The 21,801-nt window shown below is 58.7% G+C and carries 19 protein-coding genes and 1 riboswitch; of the genes, 12 read left to right on the forward strand and 7 right to left on the reverse strand.

Features of this window, described 5'->3' with window-relative positions:
- Positions 1-113: 113 nt before the first annotated feature.
- Complete coding sequence (locus B6S08_RS00670) at positions 114-1,415, forward strand: dicarboxylate/amino acid:cation symporter (protein WP_094198861.1); 1,302 nt, start codon at positions 114-116, stop codon at positions 1,413-1,415.
- A 61-nt stretch (positions 1,416-1,476) separates the two neighbouring features.
- Here B6S08_RS00670 and ribA read toward each other — a convergent pair whose 3' ends face one another.
- Positions 1,477-2,076: a GTP cyclohydrolase II gene (gene ribA, locus B6S08_RS00675; RefSeq protein ID WP_094198862.1), complete on the reverse strand. Its 600-nt coding sequence runs from the start codon at positions 2,074-2,076 to the stop codon at positions 1,477-1,479.
- Between the two features lie 204 nt (positions 2,077-2,280).
- On the opposite strand from ribA, the gene cmk reads away from it, so the two are divergent.
- The 7 genes from cmk to B6S08_RS00710 all read left to right on the forward strand — a co-directional run bounded on the left by cmk (position 2,281) and on the right by B6S08_RS00710 (position 7,632).
- Positions 2,281-2,961, forward strand: coding sequence for a (d)CMP kinase (gene cmk / locus B6S08_RS00680; protein ID WP_094198863.1), 681 nt, complete (start codon positions 2,281-2,283; stop codon positions 2,959-2,961).
- Between the two features lie 107 nt (positions 2,962-3,068).
- On the forward strand, positions 3,069-4,739 hold the full coding sequence (gene rpsA, locus B6S08_RS00685; RefSeq protein ID WP_094198864.1) for a 30S ribosomal protein S1: 1,671 nt from the start codon (positions 3,069-3,071) through the stop codon (positions 4,737-4,739).
- 67 nt (positions 4,740-4,806) lie between these two features.
- Positions 4,807-5,088: an integration host factor subunit beta gene (gene ihfB, locus B6S08_RS00690; protein ID WP_094198865.1), complete on the forward strand. Its 282-nt coding sequence runs from the start codon at positions 4,807-4,809 to the stop codon at positions 5,086-5,088.
- An 88-nt stretch (positions 5,089-5,176) separates the two neighbouring features.
- Positions 5,177-5,464 carry a LapA family protein gene (locus B6S08_RS00695; protein ID WP_094198866.1) on the forward strand — a complete coding sequence of 96 codons (288 nt, stop codon included), beginning with the start codon at positions 5,177-5,179 and terminating at the stop codon, positions 5,462-5,464.
- 8 nt (positions 5,465-5,472) lie between these two features.
- The gene (gene lapB, locus B6S08_RS00700; RefSeq protein ID WP_094198867.1) at positions 5,473-6,642 is read left to right on the forward strand and encodes a lipopolysaccharide assembly protein LapB; all 1,170 of its coding nucleotides are present in this window, start codon (positions 5,473-5,475) and stop codon (positions 6,640-6,642) included.
- 53 nt (positions 6,643-6,695) lie between these two features.
- Positions 6,696-7,409 (forward strand): orotidine-5'-phosphate decarboxylase, encoded by a 714-nt coding sequence (pyrF, locus tag B6S08_RS00705; protein WP_094198868.1) that lies wholly within the window; start codon positions 6,696-6,698, stop codon positions 7,407-7,409.
- A complete protein-coding gene (locus tag B6S08_RS00710; RefSeq protein ID WP_094198869.1) occupies positions 7,402-7,632 on the forward strand; it encodes a DUF3820 family protein in 231 nt (76 codons plus the stop codon). The genes pyrF and B6S08_RS00710 overlap by 8 nt, the downstream gene beginning before the upstream one ends.
- A 146-nt stretch (positions 7,633-7,778) precedes the next feature.
- On the opposite strand, the gene B6S08_RS00715 is transcribed toward B6S08_RS00710, so the two are convergent.
- Positions 7,779-8,186, reverse strand: coding sequence for an H-NS family histone-like protein (locus B6S08_RS00715; protein ID WP_094198870.1), 408 nt, complete (start codon positions 8,184-8,186; stop codon positions 7,779-7,781).
- A 340-nt stretch (positions 8,187-8,526) separates the two neighbouring features.
- Positions 8,527-8,701, forward strand: a riboswitch (Lysine riboswitch).
- 71 nt (positions 8,702-8,772) lie between these two features.
- Here B6S08_RS00715 and B6S08_RS00725 point away from each other — a divergent pair.
- A complete protein-coding gene (locus tag B6S08_RS00725) occupies positions 8,773-10,326 on the forward strand; it encodes a Na+/H+ antiporter NhaC family protein (protein WP_141202165.1) in 1,554 nt (517 codons plus the stop codon).
- A 39-nt stretch (positions 10,327-10,365) separates the two neighbouring features.
- On the opposite strand, the gene B6S08_RS00730 is transcribed toward B6S08_RS00725, so the two are convergent.
- The 5 genes from B6S08_RS00730 to B6S08_RS00750 form a co-directional block, all read right to left on the reverse strand.
- Complete coding sequence (locus B6S08_RS00730) at positions 10,366-11,592, reverse strand: EAL and HDOD domain-containing protein (RefSeq protein ID WP_094198873.1); 1,227 nt, start codon at positions 11,590-11,592, stop codon at positions 10,366-10,368.
- A gap of 110 nt (positions 11,593-11,702) precedes the next feature.
- Positions 11,703-12,995 (reverse strand): outer membrane protein transport protein, encoded by a 1,293-nt coding sequence (locus B6S08_RS00735; RefSeq protein WP_094198874.1) that lies wholly within the window; start codon positions 12,993-12,995, stop codon positions 11,703-11,705.
- A 166-nt stretch (positions 12,996-13,161) separates the two neighbouring features.
- Positions 13,162-14,625: a sodium/proline symporter PutP gene (gene putP / locus B6S08_RS00740; RefSeq protein WP_094198875.1), complete on the reverse strand. Its 1,464-nt coding sequence runs from the start codon at positions 14,623-14,625 to the stop codon at positions 13,162-13,164.
- A gap of 193 nt (positions 14,626-14,818) precedes the next feature.
- Entirely contained in the window at positions 14,819-15,547 is a 729-nt protein-coding gene (locus B6S08_RS00745; RefSeq protein ID WP_094198876.1) for a DUF3379 domain-containing protein, read from the reverse strand.
- Entirely contained in the window at positions 15,540-16,055 is a 516-nt protein-coding gene (locus tag B6S08_RS00750) for a sigma-70 family RNA polymerase sigma factor (protein WP_240919731.1), read from the reverse strand. Before B6S08_RS00750 ends, B6S08_RS00745 begins: the two co-directional genes overlap by 8 nt.
- Positions 16,056-16,283: 228 nt before the next feature.
- Between B6S08_RS00750 and fadI the strand changes: the two genes are divergently transcribed.
- The 3 genes from fadI (at position 16,284) to htpG (ending at position 21,747) form a co-directional block, all read left to right on the forward strand.
- On the forward strand, positions 16,284-17,597 hold the full coding sequence (gene fadI, locus B6S08_RS00755) for an acetyl-CoA C-acyltransferase FadI (RefSeq protein WP_094198878.1): 1,314 nt from the start codon (positions 16,284-16,286) through the stop codon (positions 17,595-17,597).
- Positions 17,594-19,705 carry a fatty acid oxidation complex subunit alpha FadJ gene (gene fadJ, locus B6S08_RS00760; protein WP_094198879.1) on the forward strand — a complete coding sequence of 704 codons (2,112 nt, stop codon included), beginning with the start codon at positions 17,594-17,596 and terminating at the stop codon, positions 19,703-19,705. Before fadI ends, fadJ begins: the two co-directional genes overlap by 4 nt.
- A gap of 125 nt (positions 19,706-19,830) precedes the next feature.
- Entirely contained in the window at positions 19,831-21,747 is a 1,917-nt protein-coding gene (gene htpG, locus B6S08_RS00765; RefSeq protein ID WP_094198880.1) for a molecular chaperone HtpG, read from the forward strand.
- The last annotated feature ends 54 nt before the right edge of the window (positions 21,748-21,801 follow it).

A 21,801-nucleotide genomic window follows, 5' to 3' on the forward strand; every position in this document is an offset into this window, starting at 1 on the left:
GGTTTTTTATTCCGCTATTTGTGAATTTTTGAAGATTCTCACGTTATTAGCTGCTACCCTTGCGCACCTCGATTGCGACCCCGTTTGGGACTTTGAATAAGGAGTATTCATTCATGAATGCGAGTGAAAAAAAGCTGTCGCTCACCACCCGAGTGCTGGTGGGCATGGCCCTGGGGGTGCTGGCCGGCTTTGTTATCCGCACCCTGTTTGCCGACGCCGCCCTGGTTCAGGAATATCTGGTCAACGGCCTGTTCATGGTCGGCGGCAAAATTTTTATCGCCAGCCTCAACATGCTGGTAGTACCGCTGATCTTTGTCTCCTTGGTATGCGGCACCAGCTCCCTGAAAGACATCTCCACCCTGGGACGGCTGGGGGGCAAGACCCTGGCGTTCTACCTGTTCACCACCGCCGTGGCCATTTCCCTGGCTCTGCTGATGGGGGAGCTGTTCAAGCCCGGTGAAGGGGCGGATCTGGCGACCTCCAGCACCTTTGCCGCCCGCGAGGCGCCGTCGTTGGCCGAGGTGATCATTAATATGTTCCCCACCAACCCCATCAACGCCATGGCCCAGGGCAATACCCTGCAGATCATCGTGTTTGCCGTGCTGTTTGGCATTGCCATCAGCCTGGCGGGCAAGTCCGGGGAACGGGTAGCGGCACTGTTTGTGGATCTGAACGAAGTGATCATGAAGCTGGTGGCGCTGCTGATGAACCTGGCCCCCTACGGCGTGTTCTGCCTGATGGCCCAGCTGTTCACCAGCCTGGGGCTGGATGCCATTCTTAATCTGATTGAGTATTTCCTGGTGCTGGCGGGCACCCTGCTGCTGCATGCCCTGGTGACCTACTCCACCCTGTTCCGGGTGTTCACCGGCCTGAGCCCGATCACCTTTCTCAAAAAGATGGAAGACGCAGTCATGTTTGCCTTTTCCACCGCGTCATCCAACGCCACCATACCGGTGACCCTGGAAACCACCACTCGGCGCATGGGTGTGGAAAACCGGGTAGCCTCCTTTACCGTGCCCCTGGGTGCCACCATCAACATGGACGGCACTGCCATCATGCAGGGGGTGGCCACCGCCTTTATCGCCCAGGCGTTCAACATTGATCTGACCTTTGGCGATTACCTGATGGTGATCATGACCGCTACACTGGCCTCCATTGGTACCGCTGGTGTACCCGGGGTGGGCATGGTGATGCTGGCCATGGTGCTGAACCAGGTGGGGCTGCCGGTGGAAGGCATTGCACTGATCATCGGTGTGGATCGTCTGCTCGACATGATACGTACCGCCGTCAACATTACCGGCGACGCCGTGGTCACCTGCATTGTGGGCAAGAGCGAAGGCGCCATGAACGTGAGCCGCTTTCACGATCCCCATGCCGGTGAAAAGGAAGAAGACGTCCATTTCACCAAGGAATAAGGCTCGAACACGGATAAAAAAATACCGGCCAAGGGCCGGTATTTTTTATTGGGGCGGGCGGTCAGTCCTTGTCTTTCAGCATATGACCCAACTTGCCGGCCTTGGTATTGAGGTAATGCTCGTTGAACGGGTTGCGGCCTTCCTGCAGCGGCAGGCGCTCGGCTACCTTGATGCCGAAGTTTTCCATCGCCTTGACCTTGCGCGGGTTGTTGGTCATCAGGTGAAGCTCGCCCACGCCCAGGCTGTGCAGCATGTCGGCACAGATGGTGTAGTCGCGCATGTCGGCGGCAAAGCCCAGCTCGACATTCGCTTCCACCGTATCCTTGCCCTGATCCTGCAGGTGATAGGCGTGAATTTTGTTCAGCAGGCCAATCCCCCGGCCTTCCTGGCGCACATACAACAGTACGCCGCGACCTTCCTTGGCAATGCGCTCCAGCGCCGCCTGCAGTTGAAAGCCGCAGTCACAGCGCAGACTGAACAGGGCATCGCCGGTCAGGCATTCGGAATGAATGCGGGCCAGCACAGGTTCGCCGTTGTCGACATCCCCCATTACCAGGGCGGCATGATCCTTGCCTGTTCCCTTTTCTTCAAAACCGACCAGGGTAAAGGTGCCCCAGGGAGTGGGCAACTTGGAGTTTGCCATTCGGGTAACACTGCTCATGGCCTTCCTCTTGAAACAGCACATCAATAAAAAATGCCGGCTATTGTAAAGCGGATGGAGCGACAGGTATAGGTTCAATCGTATTGGCGGCTTTGTTAATTGTTTGTAATGCCTGTCTTTGTGGTGTGAGTCGGTTATAATGCCGCCCGCGCGATGCCTGCCTCAAAGGCAGTGTATCCGAACTCATGTTTCACTGGAGGATGTATGTCTGAACAAGCTCCCGTCATCACCGTGGATGGCCCGGGCGGTGCCGGCAAGGGAACCCTTTGCCAGCTGCTGGCGGAACAACTGGAATGGCACCTGCTCGACTCCGGTGCCATTTACCGGGTGTTGGCACTGGCAGCCCTGCACCACAACGTGGCCCTGGATGACGAAGCGGGGCTGATGCCCCTGGCAGCGCACCTGGACGTGCAGTTTCCGACAACGGGCGGCGACATTCGTGTGATCCTGGAAGGGGAAGATGTGTCCCGCGATATTCGTACTCAGCAAGTGGCCGACGCGGCCAGCAAGGTCGCGGCGTTTCCCCGTGTGCGCGAGGCGCTGCTGCGCCGTCAGCGCGCCTTTCGCGCCAGGCCCGGGCTGATTGCCGACGGTCGTGACATGGGCACCGTGGTGTTTCCGGATGCCGAGGTCAAGATTTTCCTCGACGCCAGTGCCGAAGAGCGTGCCAGTCGACGCCTCAAGCAGTTGCAAGAAAAGGGGTTTGATGTTAGTTTTGACCGCCTTTTAAGCGAAATTCGAGAGCGCGACGACCGGGATCGTAACCGGGCCGTGGCGCCGCTCAAGGCGGCCGATGACGCCCTGGTGATTGACTCCACCGAACTGACCATCACCCAGGTGCTGGACAGGGTACTGAGTCATACTAAGGTTAAACTTGGTCGTTAAGCCATTTGGCAATGCCGCCCTCAGGGAAGCCGGGCGGAATGTGTTAGTCACCCCACGAGCGCCGGATTGCCCCGTGGATGTTCAACTTAACAGTGTATTCATTAAACATGACTGAATCTTTTGCTCAACTCTTTGAAGAGTCTCTGAAAGAACTCGAAACCCGTCCGGGCTCCATCGTCAAGGGCACCGTTGTTGCCATTGAAAACGGCATCGTGCTGGTTGACGCCGGTCTGAAGTCCGAGTCTGCCATTCCCGCCGAGCAGTTCAAGAACGCCCAGGGCGAGCTGGAAATCAGCGTTGGCGACGAAGTAGACGTAGCGCTGGACGCCGTGGAAGACGGCTTCGGCGAGACTCAGCTGTCCCGTGAAAAAGCCAAGCGCCACGAAGCCTGGCTGCAGCTGGAAAAGGCCTACGAAGACGAAGAAACCGTGACCGGCGTGATCAACGGCAAGGTCAAGGGTGGTTTCACCGTAGAAGTGAACAGCATCCGCGCCTTCCTGCCCGGTTCCCTGGTAGACGTGCGTCCGGTTCGCGACACCACTCACCTGGAAGGCAAAGAGCTTGAGTTCAAGGTCATCAAGCTGGACCAGAAGCGCAACAACGTTGTGGTTTCCCGTCGTGCCGTGATCGAAACCGAAAACAGCGCCGAGCGCGAGCAGCTGCTGGAAAACCTGCAGGAAGGCCAGGAAGTCAAGGGTATCGTCAAGAACCTGACCGACTACGGTGCCTTCGTAGATCTGGGTGGCGTAGACGGCCTGCTGCACATCACCGACATGGCCTGGAAGCGCGTTAAGCATCCTTCCGAGATCGTGAACGTGGGCGACGAGATCAACGTTAAAGTCCTGAAGTTCGACCGCGAGCGCACCCGTGTGTCTCTGGGCCTGAAGCAGCTGGGCGAAGATCCGTGGGTAGATATTGCCAACCGTTACCCGGAAGGCACCCGTCTGGCCGGCCGCGTAACCAACCTGACCGACTACGGCTGCTTCGTTGAAATCGAAGAAGGCGTTGAAGGCCTGGTGCACGTGTCCGAAATGGACTGGACCAACAAGAACATTCACCCGTCCAAGGTTGTTTCCGTTGGTGACAACGTGGAAGTGATGGTTCTGGATATCGACGAAGAGCGTCGTCGTATCTCCCTGGGTCTGAAGCAGTGCAAATCCAACCCTTGGCAGCAGTTCGCCGAAACCCACAACAAGGGTGACCGCGTATCTGGCAAGATCAAGTCCATCACCGACTTCGGTATCTTCATTGGTCTGGAAGGCGGCATCGACGGTCTGGTTCACCTCTCCGACATCTCCTGGAACGCCAACGGTGACGAAGCCGTTCGTGAATTCAAGAAGGGCGACGAGATCGAAGCCGTTGTTCTGCAGGTCGATCCGGAGCGTGAGCGCATCAGCCTGGGCGTGAAGCAAATCGACGAAGATCCCTTCAATAAGTACCTGTCTGACAACAAGAAAGGTGCTATCGTTAAGGGTACCATCACCGCCGTTGACGCCAAGGGTGCCGTGGTTGAGCTGGAAGAAGGCGTGGAAGGTTACATCCGCGTTGCCGACATCTCCCGCGACCGCATCGAAGACGCCTCCACCGTGCTGAACGCCGGTGAAGAAATTGAAGCTCGCTTCATGGGCATCGATCGCAAGAACCGCACCGTCAGCCTGTCCATCCGCGCGAAGGACGAAGCTGAAGAGAAGGCTGCCATCGACACCCTGAACCAGCAGCAAGAAGAAGTTGGTCTGAGTGCCATGGCCGAAGCATTCAAGGCGGCGAAAGGCGAATAAGCCTGTCCGAATTGAAACAAGGGGGCCTTCGCGGCCCCTTTTTATTTGGTGTTCCGGAGACAGTAGCATGACAAAATCCGACCTGATTGAACGTATGGCGGAACAATACGCGCACCTTTCCGCCAAGGAAGTGGAAAACGCCATCAAGGAAATTCTGGAGCAAATGGCGTCGACCCTGCAATCGGGTGATCGCATTGAAATTCGCGGTTTCGGCAGTTTTTCCCTGCATTACCGTGCCCCCCGCCTGGGACGGAATCCCAAGACCGGAGAAAAGGTGGAGCTTAACGGTAAATACGTGCCCCATTTCAAGCCAGGCAAGGAGCTGCGGGAACGGGTAAACCCGGCGTAGCTTCACTTTTCCGCCGGCCGCGGTGGCGTCCCCCCGGCTTTTTCGGGATAATGCCGTTTACTCAAAATCAGGATGTTGAGAGGGTAAGGTGAAAATAATTTTTGGCCTGATAATTCTGGCTGTCCTTTTTGCGGTAGGGCTGACTTTGGGCTCCCAGAATGACCAGCTGGTGCATGTCAATTATTTGCTGGCCCAGGGAGACTACCGACTGTCTTCTTTGCTGGCGATTATTTTTGTAGCCGGATTTGCCTTGGGTTGGCTTGTTTTTGGCCTGGTTATGCTGCGTCTTAAAATGACCAACAAGGGACTGCACAAAAAGGTTGAGCGTCAGCAACGGGAACTGGAAGAGCTCAGGGCGCTGCCGGTTAAGGACTGACGAACTTCATGCTGGAATTGCTGTTTCTGCTGCTTCCGGTGGCAGCAGCCTATGGCTGGTATATGGGACGCCGAGGCGTTCGCCAGGATGCACAGAAACAATCCAGCCAATTCTCCCGGCACTATGTTGCCGGGTTGAATTTTCTGCTTTCCGACGAGCCCGACAAGGCCGTCGATCTCTTTATTCAGTTGCTGCAGGTTGACAGCGAAACCATTGAAACCCACCTGGCGCTGGGAAACCTGTTCCGTACCCGTGGCGAAGTAGACCGAGCCATTCGTATTCATCAAAATTTGATCGCCCGTACCAACCTGTCTCTCGAGCAACGCCATTTAGCCATGCTGGAGCTGGCCCGAGATTTCTTTGCCGCCGGTCTGCTGGATCGCGCCGAGCAAATCCTGACTGAACTCAAAGACGACCCCGATTACGAGCAGGAAGCCCTTGAGCTGCTGATGACCCTCTATCAGCAGCTGCGTGACTGGGAACAGGCCATTGCCGTGGCTGCCCGTCTGAAAAAGCGCCAGGGCAGCAAGGTGTTGGTGCCCATGGGGCATTTTTATTGCGAACTGGCGGAGCAGAAGTGGCGCCGGCAGGATGAAAAGGGCGCGGCGACCGATTTCAGAAAGGCGCTGAAGGCCGATGCCGGCTGTGTGCGTGCCAATATCAGGCTGGCGGCGCTGCTGATGGGGCAGGCCCAGTGGGCCCAGGCCGCCGCCTGCCTGGAGCAGGTGGTGGCGCAGGATGCGGACTTTATCAGTGAGGTGCTGCCCGATTTGCAGCGTTGTCATCGGCAGCTGGATCAGGATGACGCCTTTACCGCCCTGCTGGAGCAATGGGTTGCGTCCGGCACTGGGGCCAGCGCCGTGCTGATGCTGGCAGACCGCGTGGCCGAGCGGGAAAGTCAGGTCAATGCCGAACAGCTGGTGTTGTCTCACCTGCAGCGTCACCCCACCATGAAAGGGTTCTACCGGCTGATGTCCTACCATGCCGCCAATGCCGAACAGGGCAGGGCGCGGGCCAGCCTGGAAATGCTCAGGGCACTGGTGGCCGAGCAGATCAAGGCCAAGCCCAGCCACCGTTGCGGCCAGTGTGGTTTTTCGGCTCACAGCCTGTTTTGGCAATGTCCGTCCTGCCGGCAGTGGGGCACCATCAAGCCGGTGCGCGGCCTCGACGGCGAGTAAATTACGACAGGGGTTATGACTCCTCACCCCTCACAAAAAAGAAAAGGTATTTCATGCAAACAACACGCAATGGCGATCCCAAGGTATTGATAGCACTCGACTTTGCCGACGAGCAACAGGCGCTGGCGTTGGTGGCGCAGCTGGATCCGGCGCAGTGCCGACTCAAGGTAGGCAAGGAGATGTTTACCCTGTTCGGCCCTGAATTTGTGCGCACCCTGGTGGCGAAAGGGTTTGATGTGTTTCTGGATCTCAAGTTTCACGATATTCCCAACACCGTCGCCAAGGCGGTGGCCGCCGCCGCGGAGCTGGGCGTGTGGATGGTGAATGTGCACGCCAGTGGTGGCAGCCGTATGATGGAAGCGGCAAAGGCGGCCCTGGCACCCTACGGTGACAGGGCGCCGCTGCTGATTGCAGTAACCGTGCTGACCAGCATGACCGCCGAAGAGTTGAATCAGACCGGTGTGCTGCGTTCTCCCGCCGAGCAGGTGCTGGCGCTGGCGCGGTTGACCCAACAGGCCGGCCTGGACGGTGTGGTGTGCTCCGCCCAAGAAGCCAGCCTGCTGAAGAGCGAGCTGGGCCCGGACTTTAAACTGGTCACCCCGGGCATTCGGCCTGCGGGCAGTGATGCCGGCGATCAACGCCGTATCATGACTCCGGAGCTGGCGTTAAAGGCGGGCAGTGACTATCTGGTGATTGGCCGCCCCATTACTCAGGCCGAGGATCCCGCGGCGGCCCTGAGTGCTATTAACGCCAGCCTGCATGGCTGAGCCGCTATCACCCGGCCTGGATCAGGCCGGGTTGCTGCGTATTATTCGCAAACCCATGCCCTATGGTAAGTACCGTGGTCAGCCGTTGTTACGGCTCCCTCTGGCTTACTTGTGTTGGATGGAGCGCAAGGGCTGGCCGGCAGGCGGCCTGGGCGCCGAATTGGCGCTGGTGTATGAGCTCAAGCACAATGGCCTGGATCAATCGCTTTATGCTCTGCTTTAGGCGGGGTCACATTTATTTGTGATTGGCAGCGGTTACGTCAGATATTGGCTCAATATGAGTCTTGTGCATTAAAACCAATTTCTTTATACGATTTAAATAAATAAAAAAACGGGGCCTGAGGCCCCGTTTTCACACCAATCTGTGAATCACTGATTGATCAGGAACTGCTCCAGAGAGCCGCCATTTTCAATGGCTTTCTTGATCACGGCGGGCTGGCGACCCTGGCCGGTCCAGGTTTTATATTCGCCATTTTCATCGGTGTAGGCATATTTGGCCGGGCGCTTGCTGCGCGGTGCGCTGGCTTTCTTGGCCGGCTCGGCGACTTCCATCAGATCGCTGATATCAATGCCATCGGCAGCCAGCATGTCGACGTATTCCTTGAGCTTGCGCTCTTTCTGTTCGGCCTTGGCTTTCTCTTCGGCTTCGGCTTCGCGGCGCTCTTCCACCACCATGGTCAATTTGCTCAGAGCTTCTTCCAGTTGCTCCATGGTCATCTCACGGCCGGCGGCACGCAGGCTGCGAATATTCAGTAGAGTTTTCAGGAAATCGGTCATCTGTTACACCTGTTGTTTAAGTATATTTGTTTTTAATAATTTAAATTTACAGGCTGATTGCCGGTGTTGCAAGTAAATTGATTTATGTCCTGTTTTTAATGATGTCATTCGAGAAAAAATAAGAGGAAGCTGTTATTAATATGCTCGCATAATGCAACTATATTTGCGTGATGATTTTCATATTATGCAAGTGCTTTCTCACTTTTAAACTAACCCTCTCAGCGGCCGGAACCTGAGGACAGGGTATGATGACCGGCAGCCGCTTTTTCAAGCGGATTAATGCACATGATATAGACAAATGTATTGATTTTTTGTTTTTCGGCAGTAAAATCCGCCAACTTACCTGCGTAGAGGCGCAGCGCTTATCAGTACATCGGGGCAGGGTGATGCCGTTTATCCCGATGGAAAGGAAGCGTTGCCGAAGTGTTCGGCTCTATCAAGAGCCAGGCGCTGGGATCAGTACCGAAAGGGCTGATACTGTCACGACTCCCGAGTCGTGATGCGCTACTGCTGGGAAAGAAAGGACGTGACAGTGTCGGTTTCCTGCTCCTGGTGGTTTTTTGTAACTCAAGATTCAGGTGCTGCTGTGGACACTCATCCTTTTATTCAAAGTATTTGGTCGCTATTCCCTCCCGTGCTTGCCATAGTGCTGGCCATCGTTACTCGTCGCGTTTTGCTTTCCCTCGGCCTGGGCATTGTTCTGGCAGCGTTGTTGTTGCTGCAATTCCAGCCGGTCGCCGCCTTTACTCATCTCGCCGGCAAGGTATTTAACCTGTTCTGGGACGAGGGTGCCGTTAATGAATGGAATGTCAATATTCTGTTATTTTTGTTATTGCTAGGCTGTATTATCAGCATGCTCAGCCGAGCCGGCGCCACCCATGCCTTTGCCGAATGGGCGCAGGCGCGCATTAAAAGCCGGCGACAGGCCAAGGTCATGACCGGCCTGCTGGTGTTTGTCTTCTTTATCGATGATTACTTTCACAGCCTGTCGGTGGGCACCATTTGCCGGCCGGTAACCGATCGTTTCGGTATTTCCCGGGCCAAGCTGGCGTATTTGCTGGATTCTACCGCGGCCCCCATTTGCGTGCTGATGCCGATATCGTCCTGGGGCGCCTATATTATCGCCCTGATCGGCGGCATTTTGGCGAGCTACGGCCTGACTGGTCAAAGCCCCCTGGCGGCTTTTTTGACCATGGGAGCCATGAATTTCTACGCCATCTTTACCCTGCTGATGGTGATTCTGGTGATCAAGGGGGGGTGGGATCTGGGGCCGATGCGTCGCCACGAGCGCCGAGCGCTGGACGGCGAGCTTTATGATGCCGACAAGGGCACCCCCCCCGGTGTGCACGATCACGAGAGAAGCGGTGGCCGAGTGTCAGACCTGTTGTTTGCCATTGGTGGCCTGACGCTGGTCACCCTGGCCGGCTTGATATGGACCGGAGCCCAGGCCCTGAGCGAGGCGGGGCAGGCGTTCAGCCTGCTGGGCGCGCTGGAAAACACCAACGTGGGTCGTTCTCTGGTGAGCGGCGGCATTGCCGGCGTGTTGATCTGCGCCCTGGCGCTGGTGCGTGAGCGCACTTCGGCACGGGACTGGCTGCACACCCTGGCGGTGGGCATCAAGGGTATGCTGCCAGCCATTTACATTCTGTTGTTCGCCTGGACCATTGCCGGCCTTATCAGCGAGCTGGAAACCGGCAAATACCTGGCGTCACTGGTGCAGCAAAACCTGCCCTTGTATCTGCTGCCGGCCATTCTCTTTGTGCTGGCCGGCATCATGGCATTCGCCACCGGTACCAGCTGGGGCACCTTTGGCGTAATGCTGCCCATCGCCGCCGACATGACCATGGCCATTGATGCCCAGATGTTGCTGCCCGGCATGGCGGCGGTGATGGCCGGTGCCGTCTTTGGCGACCACTGCTCGCCCATTTCCGACACCACCATACTGTCTTCCACCGGTGCCTCCTGCCATCACATCGATCATGTGGTGACCCAGCTGCCCTATGCCCTTTCCATGGCCGTGGTCAGCATAACCGGCTTTCTGGCACTGGGGGTGACCGGCAGCCTGCTGGCGGGATTTGCGGCGGCGGCAATGGGCTTTGTGCTGGTACTGGGAGTCTGGGCGGCGGTTCGGCGCGGCTGACCGCCGTAAAGGCGCAGAGGAAAGAGGAAAGGGCGATGTTCAGTCGCCCTCGGCATCCAGGGCCAGGCTCCAGTGCACGGCCTCTTCATAGCACCGGGCACTGGTGTGCTGATCCATGTCGATAAAGTTCAGCCGCTTCTGCAGCAGGGACCAGTTGGCCCGCTCATGATCGTGCACTACCCCCAGCAGAAACCCCAGGGTTCCCTTGCGCTCCAGCAAGGCCTGTTGCACCTGCTCGCTTACCGTCAGGTTGGGCAGCACCTCTTCCATGGTCTGATCCAGCAGCACATCCAGCAGGGAAAACAGGCCGCATAAAAATGCGTCTTCGGCCAGCTCCGGCTTTATGTTGGTGGCCATCAGCTCGCACCACCTGGCCCGAATCATGGCATGACGATACAGCTCCTGGCTTTTGCCCTTACTGATGTAGGCGGTCATCACCATGGCGGTGAATTGTTTCAGTTGCTTTTGCCCGAGGTAGACCAGGGCACTGCGCAGCTTGTCGATGCCGGAGGCCTTGTATCCCAGGTGCTGGTTATTGATGTAACGCAGCAGGTTGTAGGTGAGAGGCAAGTCCCGCATAAACAGCTCGGTCACCCTGTCGTAGTCAACGGTAGACTCCGTTACGGCGGCCATCAGATCAAAGGCGGTTCTTTCATCCGTGGTCAGCAGGCGGCGCTGAACCACCTGGGGCTGCTGAAAGTAATAGCCCTGAAAATACTGAAAGCCGAGCTTGCGTGCGGCCTCAAATTCTTCCCGGGTTTCCACTTTTTCGGCAATAAACTGCAGTGACGTATGGGGCCGGCAGGTATTAATAAGGCGCTTGCATTCCTCCAGCGGCAGTTCGCGCAAGTCCAGCTTGATAAAGTCCAGATAGGGAAAAAAGTCATGCCAGGCTTCATGTGGAATATGATCGTCCAGGGCGACTTTCATGCCCATGGCCTTGAGATCCTGCACGCATGCCAGCAACTGAGGCGTGGGGGTCGCGTCTTCAAGGATCTCAATTACGATATTGTAATGCCGAAAACTCTCGGCCAGCCCTTCGTGCAGCAGGGTATCGGGAAAGTTTACAAAACACATGGCCGGGCCCACCAGATCTTCAATCTTCTGGCTGAGGAATTGTTCGGCCATTAGCCGGCGGGTGGCCTGTTCGGCTCCGATGTTGGGAAAACGATTGTCAAGCCCCTGGCGAAACAGCAGCTCATAGCCGAGGGGTTTGCCATGAACGTCGAGAATGGCCTGTTTGGCGACAAAACTGTAATTTTCCATGTAGACACCGCGTAAGAACCTGATTTATTAATATACAGGAAGCATATGAAACTCACCAAGCCTTGTCAGGTTCGAAACCTGTCAGGGCGCCGTGATGCTTGCTGTCCTTTTTAAAAGCGGTAATTCATTTGCAGCCCCAGCAGCCAGGCATCGCCACCCGAGCTGAATTGATAGGGGCTTTCATTGACTTCCACCTTGCCGCCATTGAGAAAGGCCAGGGCACCGTCCAGGCTCAGCGCGTCATTCACCCTATAGGTGGCGCCCAGGGTATACCAGGTGCGATCCACGTCCGGAATGGAAATGCTACGGGTGGCCGCCGGTACCGGTGACTGATCGTAGGCCAGGCCGCCGCGCAGCGTCCAGTCGGGGGAGAGCTCATGGGTGACCCCGGCGCTGATGCGCCAGCTGTTTTTGAATTTCTCATCCTTCTGGAACAGGGTGTCGCCATCCTGGCCCAGGGCGCGTAGTTCCTTAAAGCTGCTCCATTCGGTCCACATCAGACCATAGTGCAGGGCCCACTCGGGATGAACCCGGTGAAAGCCGGAAAGCTCGGCAATGGCCGGCAGGGTTAAATCGAGTTTGCCGGGAATGGTCTGGCTGCTGGTGCCAACAGGCAGGCCGGGGACGACGGCGGGTTTGGCACTGGAATAATCCCCTTCCAGGGTTAGCTCAATTTCCGATCGGTAAGTTAGCGCCCAGCGGTTATGTTCGTTCGCTTCCAGCAGCAGGCCGATATTCCAGCCATAGCCCCAGTCATCACCGGACAGTCGCACAAACTCGGACTTGGGCTCCAAGCCCAACCCGGGATTGCTCACGGCCACCAGACCGGTATGACGAATCAACTCGGCATCCGCGTAGACCGCATTAAAGCCGGCACCGAGTGATAGATGCTTGTTCATTCGGTAGGCGAGGCTGGGGTTGAAGTTTATGGTGGTCAGCGAGGTTTTGCCCGCCACCGGCCCGGCATAGTGGTTGTCCTGAAAGGTGGTGGACAGGCCGTAATTGGTAAAGGCGCCAACGCCCGCCGCCCACCGTGCGTTAATGGGCTGCACATAATAGAAAAAAGGCACCACGGCATCATCGGCGATATCGTCAGACTGAGTTGGCAGATCGGCGCTGGCGGCGCCGGCGGCCTGTGGCGGCGTTGGTTTGCCTTCCACATCCACTTCCGGGTTGACGTAGACCGCCCCGGCCGACAGTGCCGGGCGCTCAAACAGGGTCATGGCCGCCGGGTTGCGGCCGAGCACGGCGGCGTTGTCGGCGGCGGCCCCTTCACCGGCGTAGGCCCGGCCCAGGCCACTGGTGCTTTGCTCCGCCAGCTGAAAGGCGGCGGCCTGGGCCTGGCCGGTCATGCTCGCCAGTCCGCCGGCGAGTAAGGTCAGTGTCAGCGTTTTCTGGTTCATCATCACCCTCTTTGCTGGTGGAAACACAATGGCGCGACAACCCAACGCGACCGGCCTGAAAAAGCAGCGCTGCTGCTTGGCAGATTAGGTAAGCGCGGGGTAAATGTAAAACGGCTGTTTACAAAAAAAGGGGCCATACGGCCCCTTTTGTGAGGGTCATCAAGGCTTACAGCTCGGACTCCATACGGCGAAAGGCCAGGGTAACCGATTTGGACGGCTCCTTGTCCTTGCGGCTGACCAGGATACAGGCCAGGGCACAGATGATAAATCCGGGCACGATTTCGTAGAGATCGAACAGGCCGCCTTCCAGCTGCTTCCAGCCGATCACGGTGAGTGCCCCCAGCACAATGCCGGCCAGGGCGCCGTTACGGGTCAGGCGCGGCCAGAATACCGACAGAATGATCACCGGCCCAAAGGCGGCGCCAAAGCCGGCCCAGGCGTAGCTCACCAGGCCCAGCACCGTGGTTTGCGGATCCAGGGCGATCAACATGGCGGCCACCGCCACGGCCAGCACCGCGAAGCGGCCCACCCACACCAGTTCATTGTCGCTGGCATGAGGGCGAAGCCAGCGCTTGTAGAAGTCTTCGGTCAGGGCGGACGAGCACACCAGCAACTGGGAGTCGATGGTACTCATGATGGCCGACATGATGGCGGCGATCAGCAGGCCGGCCACCCAGGGGTTGAACACGGCGTTGGACAACGCCAGGAACACGGTCTCCGGGTTAGCCAGCGGCGCATCGGCAAAATACACCGCACCCGCCAGGCCCACGCCCAGGGCACCGATCAGCGACAGCACCATCCAGCTCATGGCAATGCGCCGTGACAGCGGCACCGAGCGGGGAGAGTCAATGGCCATAAAGCGCGCCAGAATGTGCGGCTGGCCAAAATAGCCCAGGCCCCAGGCCATCAGGCTGAGCCCGCCAAACAGCGAGAAGTCGTGGAACAGTTCCAGCTTGTGGGCATCCATGGCGGTCAGGGTGGTCATGGTCTGCTCCATGCCACCCAGCTCGTTCATCACTGCCCAGGGCATGGCGATCAGGGCGATCAGCATCAAAATGCCCTGAAAAAAGTCGGTCCAGGACACCGCCAGAAACCCACCCATAAAGGTGTAGGCGACGATCACACTGCCACCCACCAGCAGGGCGGTGAGGTAGGGCAGGCCAAAGACCTGTTCAAACAGAATGGCGCCGCCCACCAGGCCGGAAGAGGTGTAGAACACAAAAAACACCAGTATGGTCAGCGCCGAGATCACGCGAATAAGGCCGCTGCGGTCGTCCAGCCTGTTCTCCAGAAAGTCGGGCAGGGTGAGGGAGTCGTTGGCCTGCTCGGTATAGACCCGCAGCCGCTTGGCCACAAACAGCCAGTTGAGCCAGGCGCCGACCACCAGGCCAATGCCTATCCAGGCCTGGTTCAGGCCGTGCAGGTAAACGGCACCGGGCAGGCCCAGCAGTAGCCAGCCGCTCATGTCCGAGGCGCCCACGCTGAGTGCCGCCACGCTCGGTCCCAGGCGGCGGCCACCGAGAATATAGTCACTGAGTGAACTGGTGGCCTTGTAGGCCACCACACCGATCAACATGGTCAGCACCAGGTAGCCGACAAAGGTGATAAGAATGGGGAGTTCAATGGTCATAGCACATTCCTGTTGTTGCAAACAGCATTGGAGGCTTCCGTTCGAGAAGGGGTCAGAATGTTACACCAAAAGCGGCACAACTCTTATAGTAGTCTGGCCTCGAACGGCACGAGCATTGAAAAATGTGAGTGTGGTGTGGGGTTTGCGCGAAGCAAGATGAAGCGCCAGCGGCTGGCCGGCGCTTCGCCTGTATTCAGATGGCCTTTTCCAGTGATGCCTTGACCTTTTGCGCCATGCGGTGCACGTCTTCGCCGCGGTCGCTGACCACCACCAGACGGTTGTAACTCATGGGCATGACTTCGCCGTGCAGGTTGTCTTCGGTAAAGCGACTTTGTATTTGCAATGGTCGCTCCATGGGCACCAGAAAAACATGCACCCGTTCATGCTCGCCCTGAATCACCAGGTGGGCGGCCGGACCGCCGGCAAACATGCAGTGGTTGGCGTAATAGACCTTACCGACCTCCGCCATATCGTGCAGCTGTGTACCATAAGGACGCAGCTTGGCATTGACCGTGGTGAGGGTCACTTCCTCGTCAATATAGTGAGTAAAGGGCATTTCCCGCATAACATGATGCAGGGCCACCTGGGACACCGAGGGGGGGCCGGCCGCAGCCTGGGGCGAAAAGGTCACAAAGCGGGTGGCAAACCCCAGGGCAAAGGCCACCGAAGCGGCCATGGCCAAATGTCGCCAGCCCGGCAGCGGGCGGCTTTCCGGCTGGCGTAGCAGGTGCGATAGCATCAGTTTGTCGGGCAGGCTTGGCGGCACAGGCTCGTCCAGGGCGCGGGCAAGCTTGTGGTTAAAGCCTTTCATGTCTTCCAGAAACTGGCGGTTGCCGGCATGGGCGGAAGACGCACGTAAAAACTCCGGGCTTTTGTCATCGGGATCCGCGTAGGCCCGGCGGCGGAACTCCAGATCATCCATTGCATCGACCTCTTGCTGTCTTGTCTTGCTCAATGGCCTCTCGCAGCTGATTTCGGGCGCGAAAGAGGCGGGTCATTACGGTGTTTTTATTCAAATCCAGTATTCCGGCAATTTCTTCTCCACTAAAGCCGCCAATTACCTGCAGCAACAGCGGCTCGCGATATTCGGGGGCCAGCTCGGCAATGTGCCGGCGCAGCCATTCGTTTTCCATGTTTTGTTCCAGGCCCGGTGCCTTGCGATCGGGCACCGCCGTGGTTTCAATGTCTACCAAATCGAACTGCTTGCGTTCGAACCGACGGGCATTTTCCCGACGCAATATGGTGATCAGCCAGGCCTTGGCGGCTTTTTCTTCCTTCAAGCTGTCGAGGGCCTTCCAGGCGCGCAGAAAGGTTTCCTGTACCAGATCTTCCGCCACCTGACGGTCATGGCACAGCCAAAAGGCATAGCGAAACAGATCGCCATGCAGGGCATACACCAAGGCCTCATAGCGCTTTTGTTTTATCATCATGCTTTTTGAGACCGTTTGCTGCCCCTGTTGCTTTCGCTTAAATACGGAAATCATCACTCAACCCGTGTAGGAGCCTGTTTTCAGTCTAACCAGTGTTGCTGCCCGTGGCGACCACCTTGTCACCCCGGCCTTGCCAGGTAAAAACGAACGAACCTGTTTGAAACCGGTTTTGCCGTTGCTACTATGTTTGAGGTCAGACCTCTTGTTGCCACAGGAAAAGGAGCAAGCATGCCGTCGACATTTCCCCTTACCACCCGGCAGGGCGATCGCGTCGCCTTCGTGACCGGCCTGCGAACCCCCTTTGCCCGCCAGGCCACCGCCCTGAACGGCATTCCGGCGCTGGATCTGGGGTGTATGGTGGTGGCCGAGCTGCTGGCCCGCACGTCGGTGGCGGCCGGTGACATTGAACAGCTGGTGTTCGGCCAGGTGATCCAGATGCCCAGTGCCCCCAATATTGCCCGGGAGATCGTGCTGGCCACCGAATTGCCGGTGAGCACCGATGCCTACAGCGTGACCCGGGCCTGCGCCACCAGTTTTCAGGCGGTGTCGAGCCTGGCCGAGTCGATGCTGGCGGGTCGGGTGCAAGTGGGCATTGCCGGCGGCGCCGATTCCGCCTCGGTGTTGCCCATCGGTGTGTCCCGCGCCTTTGCCGACGCCCTGCTGGCGCTCAGCAAGGCCAGAAGCCTGACACAAAAGCTGGCCATATTGCGCCGGTTGAAAGTCAGGGATCTGGCGCCGGTGCCGCCGGCCATTGCGGAATATTCTACCGGCCTGACCATGGGCCAGACCGCCGAACAAATGGCCAAGAGCCACGGCATTTCCCGCCGGGAGCAGGATGAATTTGCCCTGCGCTCCCACCGGTTGGCCGCCGGCGCCTGGGAGCAGGGCTGGCTCAACAATGAAGTGATGACCGCCTTTGTGCCGCCGTTTGAGGCTCCCCTGAAGCAGGACAATACCCTGCGGCCCGACTCCACCCTGGACGACTACGCCCGGCTCAGGCCCGCCTTTGACAAGCGCCATGGCACCGTAACCGCCGGCAACAGCACGGCACTGACCGATGGCGCCGCCGCCGTGCTGATGATGACCGAAAGCCGCGCCCGGGCCCTGGGGCTGAAACCCCTGGGCTATTTGCGCAGCCATGCCTATGCCGCCCTTGGCGTGAAGCGCGACATGCTGTTGGGGCCGAGCTACGCCATTCCCAAGGCCCTGGCACAGGCCGGCTGCACGCTTGCCGATATGGATCTGGTTGATATGCACGAAGCCTTTGCGGCCCAGGCCCTGGCCAACCTGCAGTGCCTGGAAAGCCCTACCTTTGCCGAAAACGAGCTGGGGCTGGCGGCGCCGGTGGGCACCGTGGACATGAGTAAATTCAACGTGCTTGGCGGCTCCCTGGCCTACGGCCATCCCTTTGCCGCCACCGGCGCGCGCATCATCACCCAAACCCTGAATGAGCTGCACCGCCGGGGCGGCGGTCTGGCACTCACCACCGCCTGCGCCGCCGGCGGCCTGGGCGTGGCCATGGTACTGGAGGCGGCCCAATGAGCGAATCAACCACCTTTACCCTGCACACCGACGACCACATCGGCATTATTACCATGGACGTGCCCGGCGAGCGCATGAACACCCTGCGCGCGAGCTTTGCCGACGAATTGCGCACCCTGCTGGCCGACATTCGCGCTCAAGATGATATCAAGGGCCTGGTGTTTTGCTCCGGCAAGCCCGACGCCTTTATTGCCGGCGCCGACGTGCATATGCTGGATGACTGCGCGAGTGCCGAAGCAGCCGAGGCCCTGTCCCGGGCCGGGCAGGCGCTGTTCAATGAACTGGAAGCACTGGATCTGCCGCTGATCGCGGCCATTCACGGCCCCTGCTTGGGGGGAGGGCTGGAGCTGGCGCTGGCCTGCCACGGCCGAGTGTGTAGCGACGACGACCTCACTCGACTGGGGTTGCCTGAGGTGCAGCTGGGGCTGATTCCCGGTTCCGGTGGCACCCAGCGCCTGCCCCGGCGGGTGGGACTGGTGAAGGCCCTCGACATGATGCTCACCGGTAAACAGCTCAGACCAAAGCAGGCACTCAAGGCGGGGCTGGTTGACGATATGGTGCCCCGGAGCATATTGCTGGAGACCGCCATCGCCCTGGCAAAACGGGGCAAGCCTGCCCGGCCCGGCACCAGGGATTTAAAATCCCTCATGCTGGAAGGCAACCCCCTGGGCCGTAAGGTGGTGTTCGACAAGGCCCTAAGCACCCTCAGGCGCAAAGCCCGGGGCAATTATCCGGCGCCGGAGCGACTGCTGGAAGTGGTGCGCACCGGTTATGAGCGGGGCATGGCCGAGGGGTTGAAAGCCGAAGCCGAAGCCTTTGGCTTTCTGGTGATGACGCCCGAGTCGGCCTCGCTGCGCCGACTGTTTTTTGCCACCACCGATATGAAAAAGGAGACCAGCTATCAGGGCGCCGAGCCTGGTCCGGTGGCGCGGGTGGGGGTGTTGGGCGGTGGCCTGATGGGCGGCGGCATCGCCTATGTGACCGCCACCCGGGCCGGCCTGCCGGTGCGCATCAAAGACATTGATGACAGAGGGATTAATCAGGCCATGGCCATGGCCCATCGCCTGCTCAATGACAAGGTAAAGAAAAAGCACCTGCGCCGTCCCGAGATGAACCGGCAGTTGGCTCGGCTGACCGGCACCCTGGACTACAGCGGCTTTAACCGGGCCGATGTGGTGGTGGAGGCGGTGTTTGAAGATTTAAAGATCAAACGTCGTATGGTGCGGGAAGTGCAAAAACACGGTCCCGCCCACGGGGTGTTTGCCAGCAATACCTCGTCATTGCCCATTCACCGCATTGCCGAAGGGGCTGAGCGGCCCGAACGGGTGGTGGGGCTGCATTATTTCAGCCCGGTAGACAAAATGCCCCTGGCCGAGATCATTCCCCATGCCGGCACCAGCGCAGGCACGGTGGCCACGGCGCTGAAGCTGGCCCGGGCTCAGGGCAAAACCCCCATAGTGGTAAAAGACAGCGCCGGTTTTTACGTGAATCGCATTCTGGCTCCCTATATCAACGAGGCGATTCGGCTGCTGCTGGAAGGCGAGCCCGTCGAGGCCATTGACCGGGCGCTGGTGGACTACGGCTTTCCGGTAGGGCCCCTGACCCTGCTTGATGAAGTGGGCATCGACGTGGCCGCCAACATTGCCCCCGTGCTGGAAGAGGAGCTGGGCAGCCGTTTCAGGGCGCCGGCCGCCTTTGGCAAACTGCTGGAAGACAAGCGTCTCGGCAAGAAAAACGGCCGGGGTTTCTACGCCTTTGACAAAAAAGGCAAACCGGCGGATCCCGGGCTCTATCACCTGCTGGAGCTGACGCCCCAGGCTCGGCTGCCGGCCCGGGACATGGCCGAACGCTGCGTATTGTTGATGCTGAATGAGGCGGCACTGGCCCTGAGCGAGGGCGTGGTGGCCTCGCCCCGGGATGGCGACATTGGCGCCGTGTTTGGCATTGGTTTTCCGCCCTTTACCGGTGGTCCCTTTCATTACCTGCACCAGCAGGGCATCGACACCATGGTCGCCAGAATGGAGGAATATGTGCGCAAATACGGCGAACGCTTTACCCCCTGCGCGCCGCTCAGGCAAATGGCCGAGCAAGGGGAGAGTTATTACTGAGCAGGGGCGGCGTGATTCCTGAAATGACGCCGAACCCTTGTATTGTTTTTGTCTTTCCCCCTTGAAAACGGCCCGGTCATCCCCATCTTTCTCGCTGTAGGTTAAACCAAGCAAGGAACATGATGATGACCGAAGCCGTGCATACCGAAACCCATGGTTTTCAAACCGAAGTCAAGCAGCTGCTGAGCCTGATGGCCCACAGCCTGTACTCCAACAAAGAAGTGTTTTTGCGTGAGCTGGTGTCCAACGCCGCCGATGCTGCCGACAAACTGCGCTTCAAGGCGCTGTCTGACAGCGACCTGTTCGAGAGCGACGGCAACCTGCGGGTGCGCCTGGTCATCGACAAGGACAACAAAACCCTGACCATTTCCGACAACGGCATTGGCATGACCCGCGACGAGGTGATCGAGCACCTGGGTACCATTGCCAAGTCGGGTACCAAGGCCTTCTTCAGCCAGCTGTCTGGCGATCAGGCCAAGGACTCTCAGCTGATCGGTCAGTTTGGTGTGGGCTTCTACTCCGCCTTTATCGTGGCCGACAAGGTCACCGTGCTGACCCGGGCCGCCGGCGAAGCCACTGATCGCGGCGTGCGCTGGGAATCCGACGGTGACGGCAGCTTCACCGTGGCCGACATCGAGAAAACCGGCCGCGGCACCGACGTTATTCTGCACCTGCGCGAAGAAGAGCTTGAGTTCCTCGACGACTGGCGCCTGCGCAGCATTGTGGGCAAGTATTCCGATCACATCAGCATTGCCGTGGAAATGTGGAAAGACGGCGATCCCGAGCAGACCGATGAAGACGGCAAGGTCACCGCGCCGGCCACCGAAGGTCAGTGGGAGCAGGTGAACAAGGCTACCGCCCTGTGGACCCGCGCCAAGGGTGAGGTGAGCGATGAGGAATACCAGGAGTTCTACAAGCACATCTCCCACGACTGGCAGGACGCCCTGGCCTGGAGCCACAACAAGGTGGAAGGCAACCAGGAGTACACCAGCCTGCTCTATGTGCCCGCCAAGGCGCCCTTTGATCTGTACAACCGCGATCAGAGCCACGGCCTCAAGCTGTATGTGCAGCGGGTGTTCATCATGGACGACGCCGAGCAGTTCATGCCCACCTACCTGCGCTTTGTGAAGGGCGTGCTCGACTCCAACGATCTGCCGCTGAACGTGTCTCGCGAAATTCTGCAGGACAACAAGGTAACCGCCCAGCTGCGCAAGGCCTGCACCAAGCGGGTGCTGTCCATGCTGGAGCAGATGGCCAAGAACGACGCCGAAAAATACCAGGGCTTCTGGAAAGAGTTCGGCAACGTGCTGAAAGAAGGCCCGGCGGAAGACTTCGCCAACCGTGAGCAGATTGCCGGCCTGTTGCGCTTTGCCAGCACCCATAACGACGCCGATGCCCAGACCGTGTCGCTGGAGGACTACCTCGAGCGCATGAAGGAAGGCCAGGACAAGATCTACTACATCACCGCCGACAGCTACGCCGCCGCCAGCCACAGCCCGCACCTGGAAATTTTCCGCAAGAAGGGCATTGAAGTGCTGCTGATGTGGGAGCGGGTGGACGAGTGGCTGATGAACCACCTGAGCGAGTTCAAGGACAAGCAGTTTGTGTCCGTGACCAAGGGTGAGCTGGATCTGGGTGAGCTGGACGACGAAGAAACCAAGAAGGCCCAGGAAGAAGCGAAGGAAGCCCTCAAGCCGCTGCTGGAGCGGGTGAAAACCGCCCTGGGTGACGAGGTGAAGGAAGTGCGCCTGACCCACCGCCTGACCAGCACCCCGTCTTGCGTGGTGGCCGGCGAGCACGACATGAGCACCCAGATGATCAAGCTGATGCGCGCCGCCGGCCAGCCGGTGCCCGAGCAGAAATACATTCTGGAGCTGAACCCCGAGCACAGCCTGGTGAAAAAACTGGAAAGCCTGGGCGAGGGTGAGCAGTTCAACGAATGGTCCCAGCTGCTGCTGGAGCAGGCCCAGCTTGCCGAGCAGGGCGGACTGAAAGACCCCGCCGCCTTTGTGGCCCGGGTAAACCGCCTGCTGCTCGACTGATCAGCATAATGCCATAAACGCAAAACCCGGCCTGGTGCCGGGTTTTTTCGTTAT

It is taken from the genome of Oceanimonas doudoroffii (assembly GCF_002242685.1).
GTDB lineage: Bacteria > Pseudomonadota > Gammaproteobacteria > Enterobacterales > Aeromonadaceae > Oceanimonas > Oceanimonas doudoroffii.

Excerpts from the sequence above, each read along its gene's own strand:
- fadI (WP_094198878.1), top strand. The coding sequence starts at position 16,284 with ATGCCGTCGACATTTCCCCTTACCACCCGGCAGGGCGATCGCGTCGCC.
- B6S08_RS00735 (WP_094198874.1), bottom strand. The coding sequence starts at position 12,995 with ATGAACCAGAAAACGCTGACACTGACCTTACTCGCCGGCGGACTGGCG.
- ihfB (WP_094198865.1), top strand. The coding sequence starts at position 4,807 with ATGACAAAATCCGACCTGATTGAACGTATGGCGGAACAATACGCGCAC.
- B6S08_RS00750 (WP_240919731.1), bottom strand. The coding sequence starts at position 16,055 with ATGATGATAAAACAAAAGCGCTATGAGGCCTTGGTGTATGCCCTGCAT.
- rpsA (WP_094198864.1), top strand. The coding sequence starts at position 3,069 with ATGACTGAATCTTTTGCTCAACTCTTTGAAGAGTCTCTGAAAGAACTC.
- lapB (WP_094198867.1), top strand. The coding sequence starts at position 5,473 with ATGCTGGAATTGCTGTTTCTGCTGCTTCCGGTGGCAGCAGCCTATGGC.
- B6S08_RS00710 (WP_094198869.1), top strand. The coding sequence starts at position 7,402 with ATGGCTGAGCCGCTATCACCCGGCCTGGATCAGGCCGGGTTGCTGCGT.
- htpG (WP_094198880.1), top strand. The coding sequence starts at position 19,831 with ATGACCGAAGCCGTGCATACCGAAACCCATGGTTTTCAAACCGAAGTC.
- B6S08_RS00730 (WP_094198873.1), bottom strand. The coding sequence starts at position 11,592 with ATGGAAAATTACAGTTTTGTCGCCAAACAGGCCATTCTCGACGTTCAT.
- pyrF (WP_094198868.1), top strand. The coding sequence starts at position 6,696 with ATGCAAACAACACGCAATGGCGATCCCAAGGTATTGATAGCACTCGAC.
- B6S08_RS00670 (WP_094198861.1), top strand. The coding sequence starts at position 114 with ATGAATGCGAGTGAAAAAAAGCTGTCGCTCACCACCCGAGTGCTGGTG.
- fadJ (WP_094198879.1), top strand. The coding sequence starts at position 17,594 with ATGAGCGAATCAACCACCTTTACCCTGCACACCGACGACCACATCGGC.
- cmk (WP_094198863.1), top strand. The coding sequence starts at position 2,281 with ATGTCTGAACAAGCTCCCGTCATCACCGTGGATGGCCCGGGCGGTGCC.
- putP (WP_094198875.1), bottom strand. The coding sequence starts at position 14,625 with ATGACCATTGAACTCCCCATTCTTATCACCTTTGTCGGCTACCTGGTG.
- B6S08_RS00745 (WP_094198876.1), bottom strand. The coding sequence starts at position 15,547 with ATGGATGATCTGGAGTTCCGCCGCCGGGCCTACGCGGATCCCGATGAC.
- B6S08_RS00715 (WP_094198870.1), bottom strand. The coding sequence starts at position 8,186 with ATGACCGATTTCCTGAAAACTCTACTGAATATTCGCAGCCTGCGTGCC.
- ribA (WP_094198862.1), bottom strand. The coding sequence starts at position 2,076 with ATGAGCAGTGTTACCCGAATGGCAAACTCCAAGTTGCCCACTCCCTGG.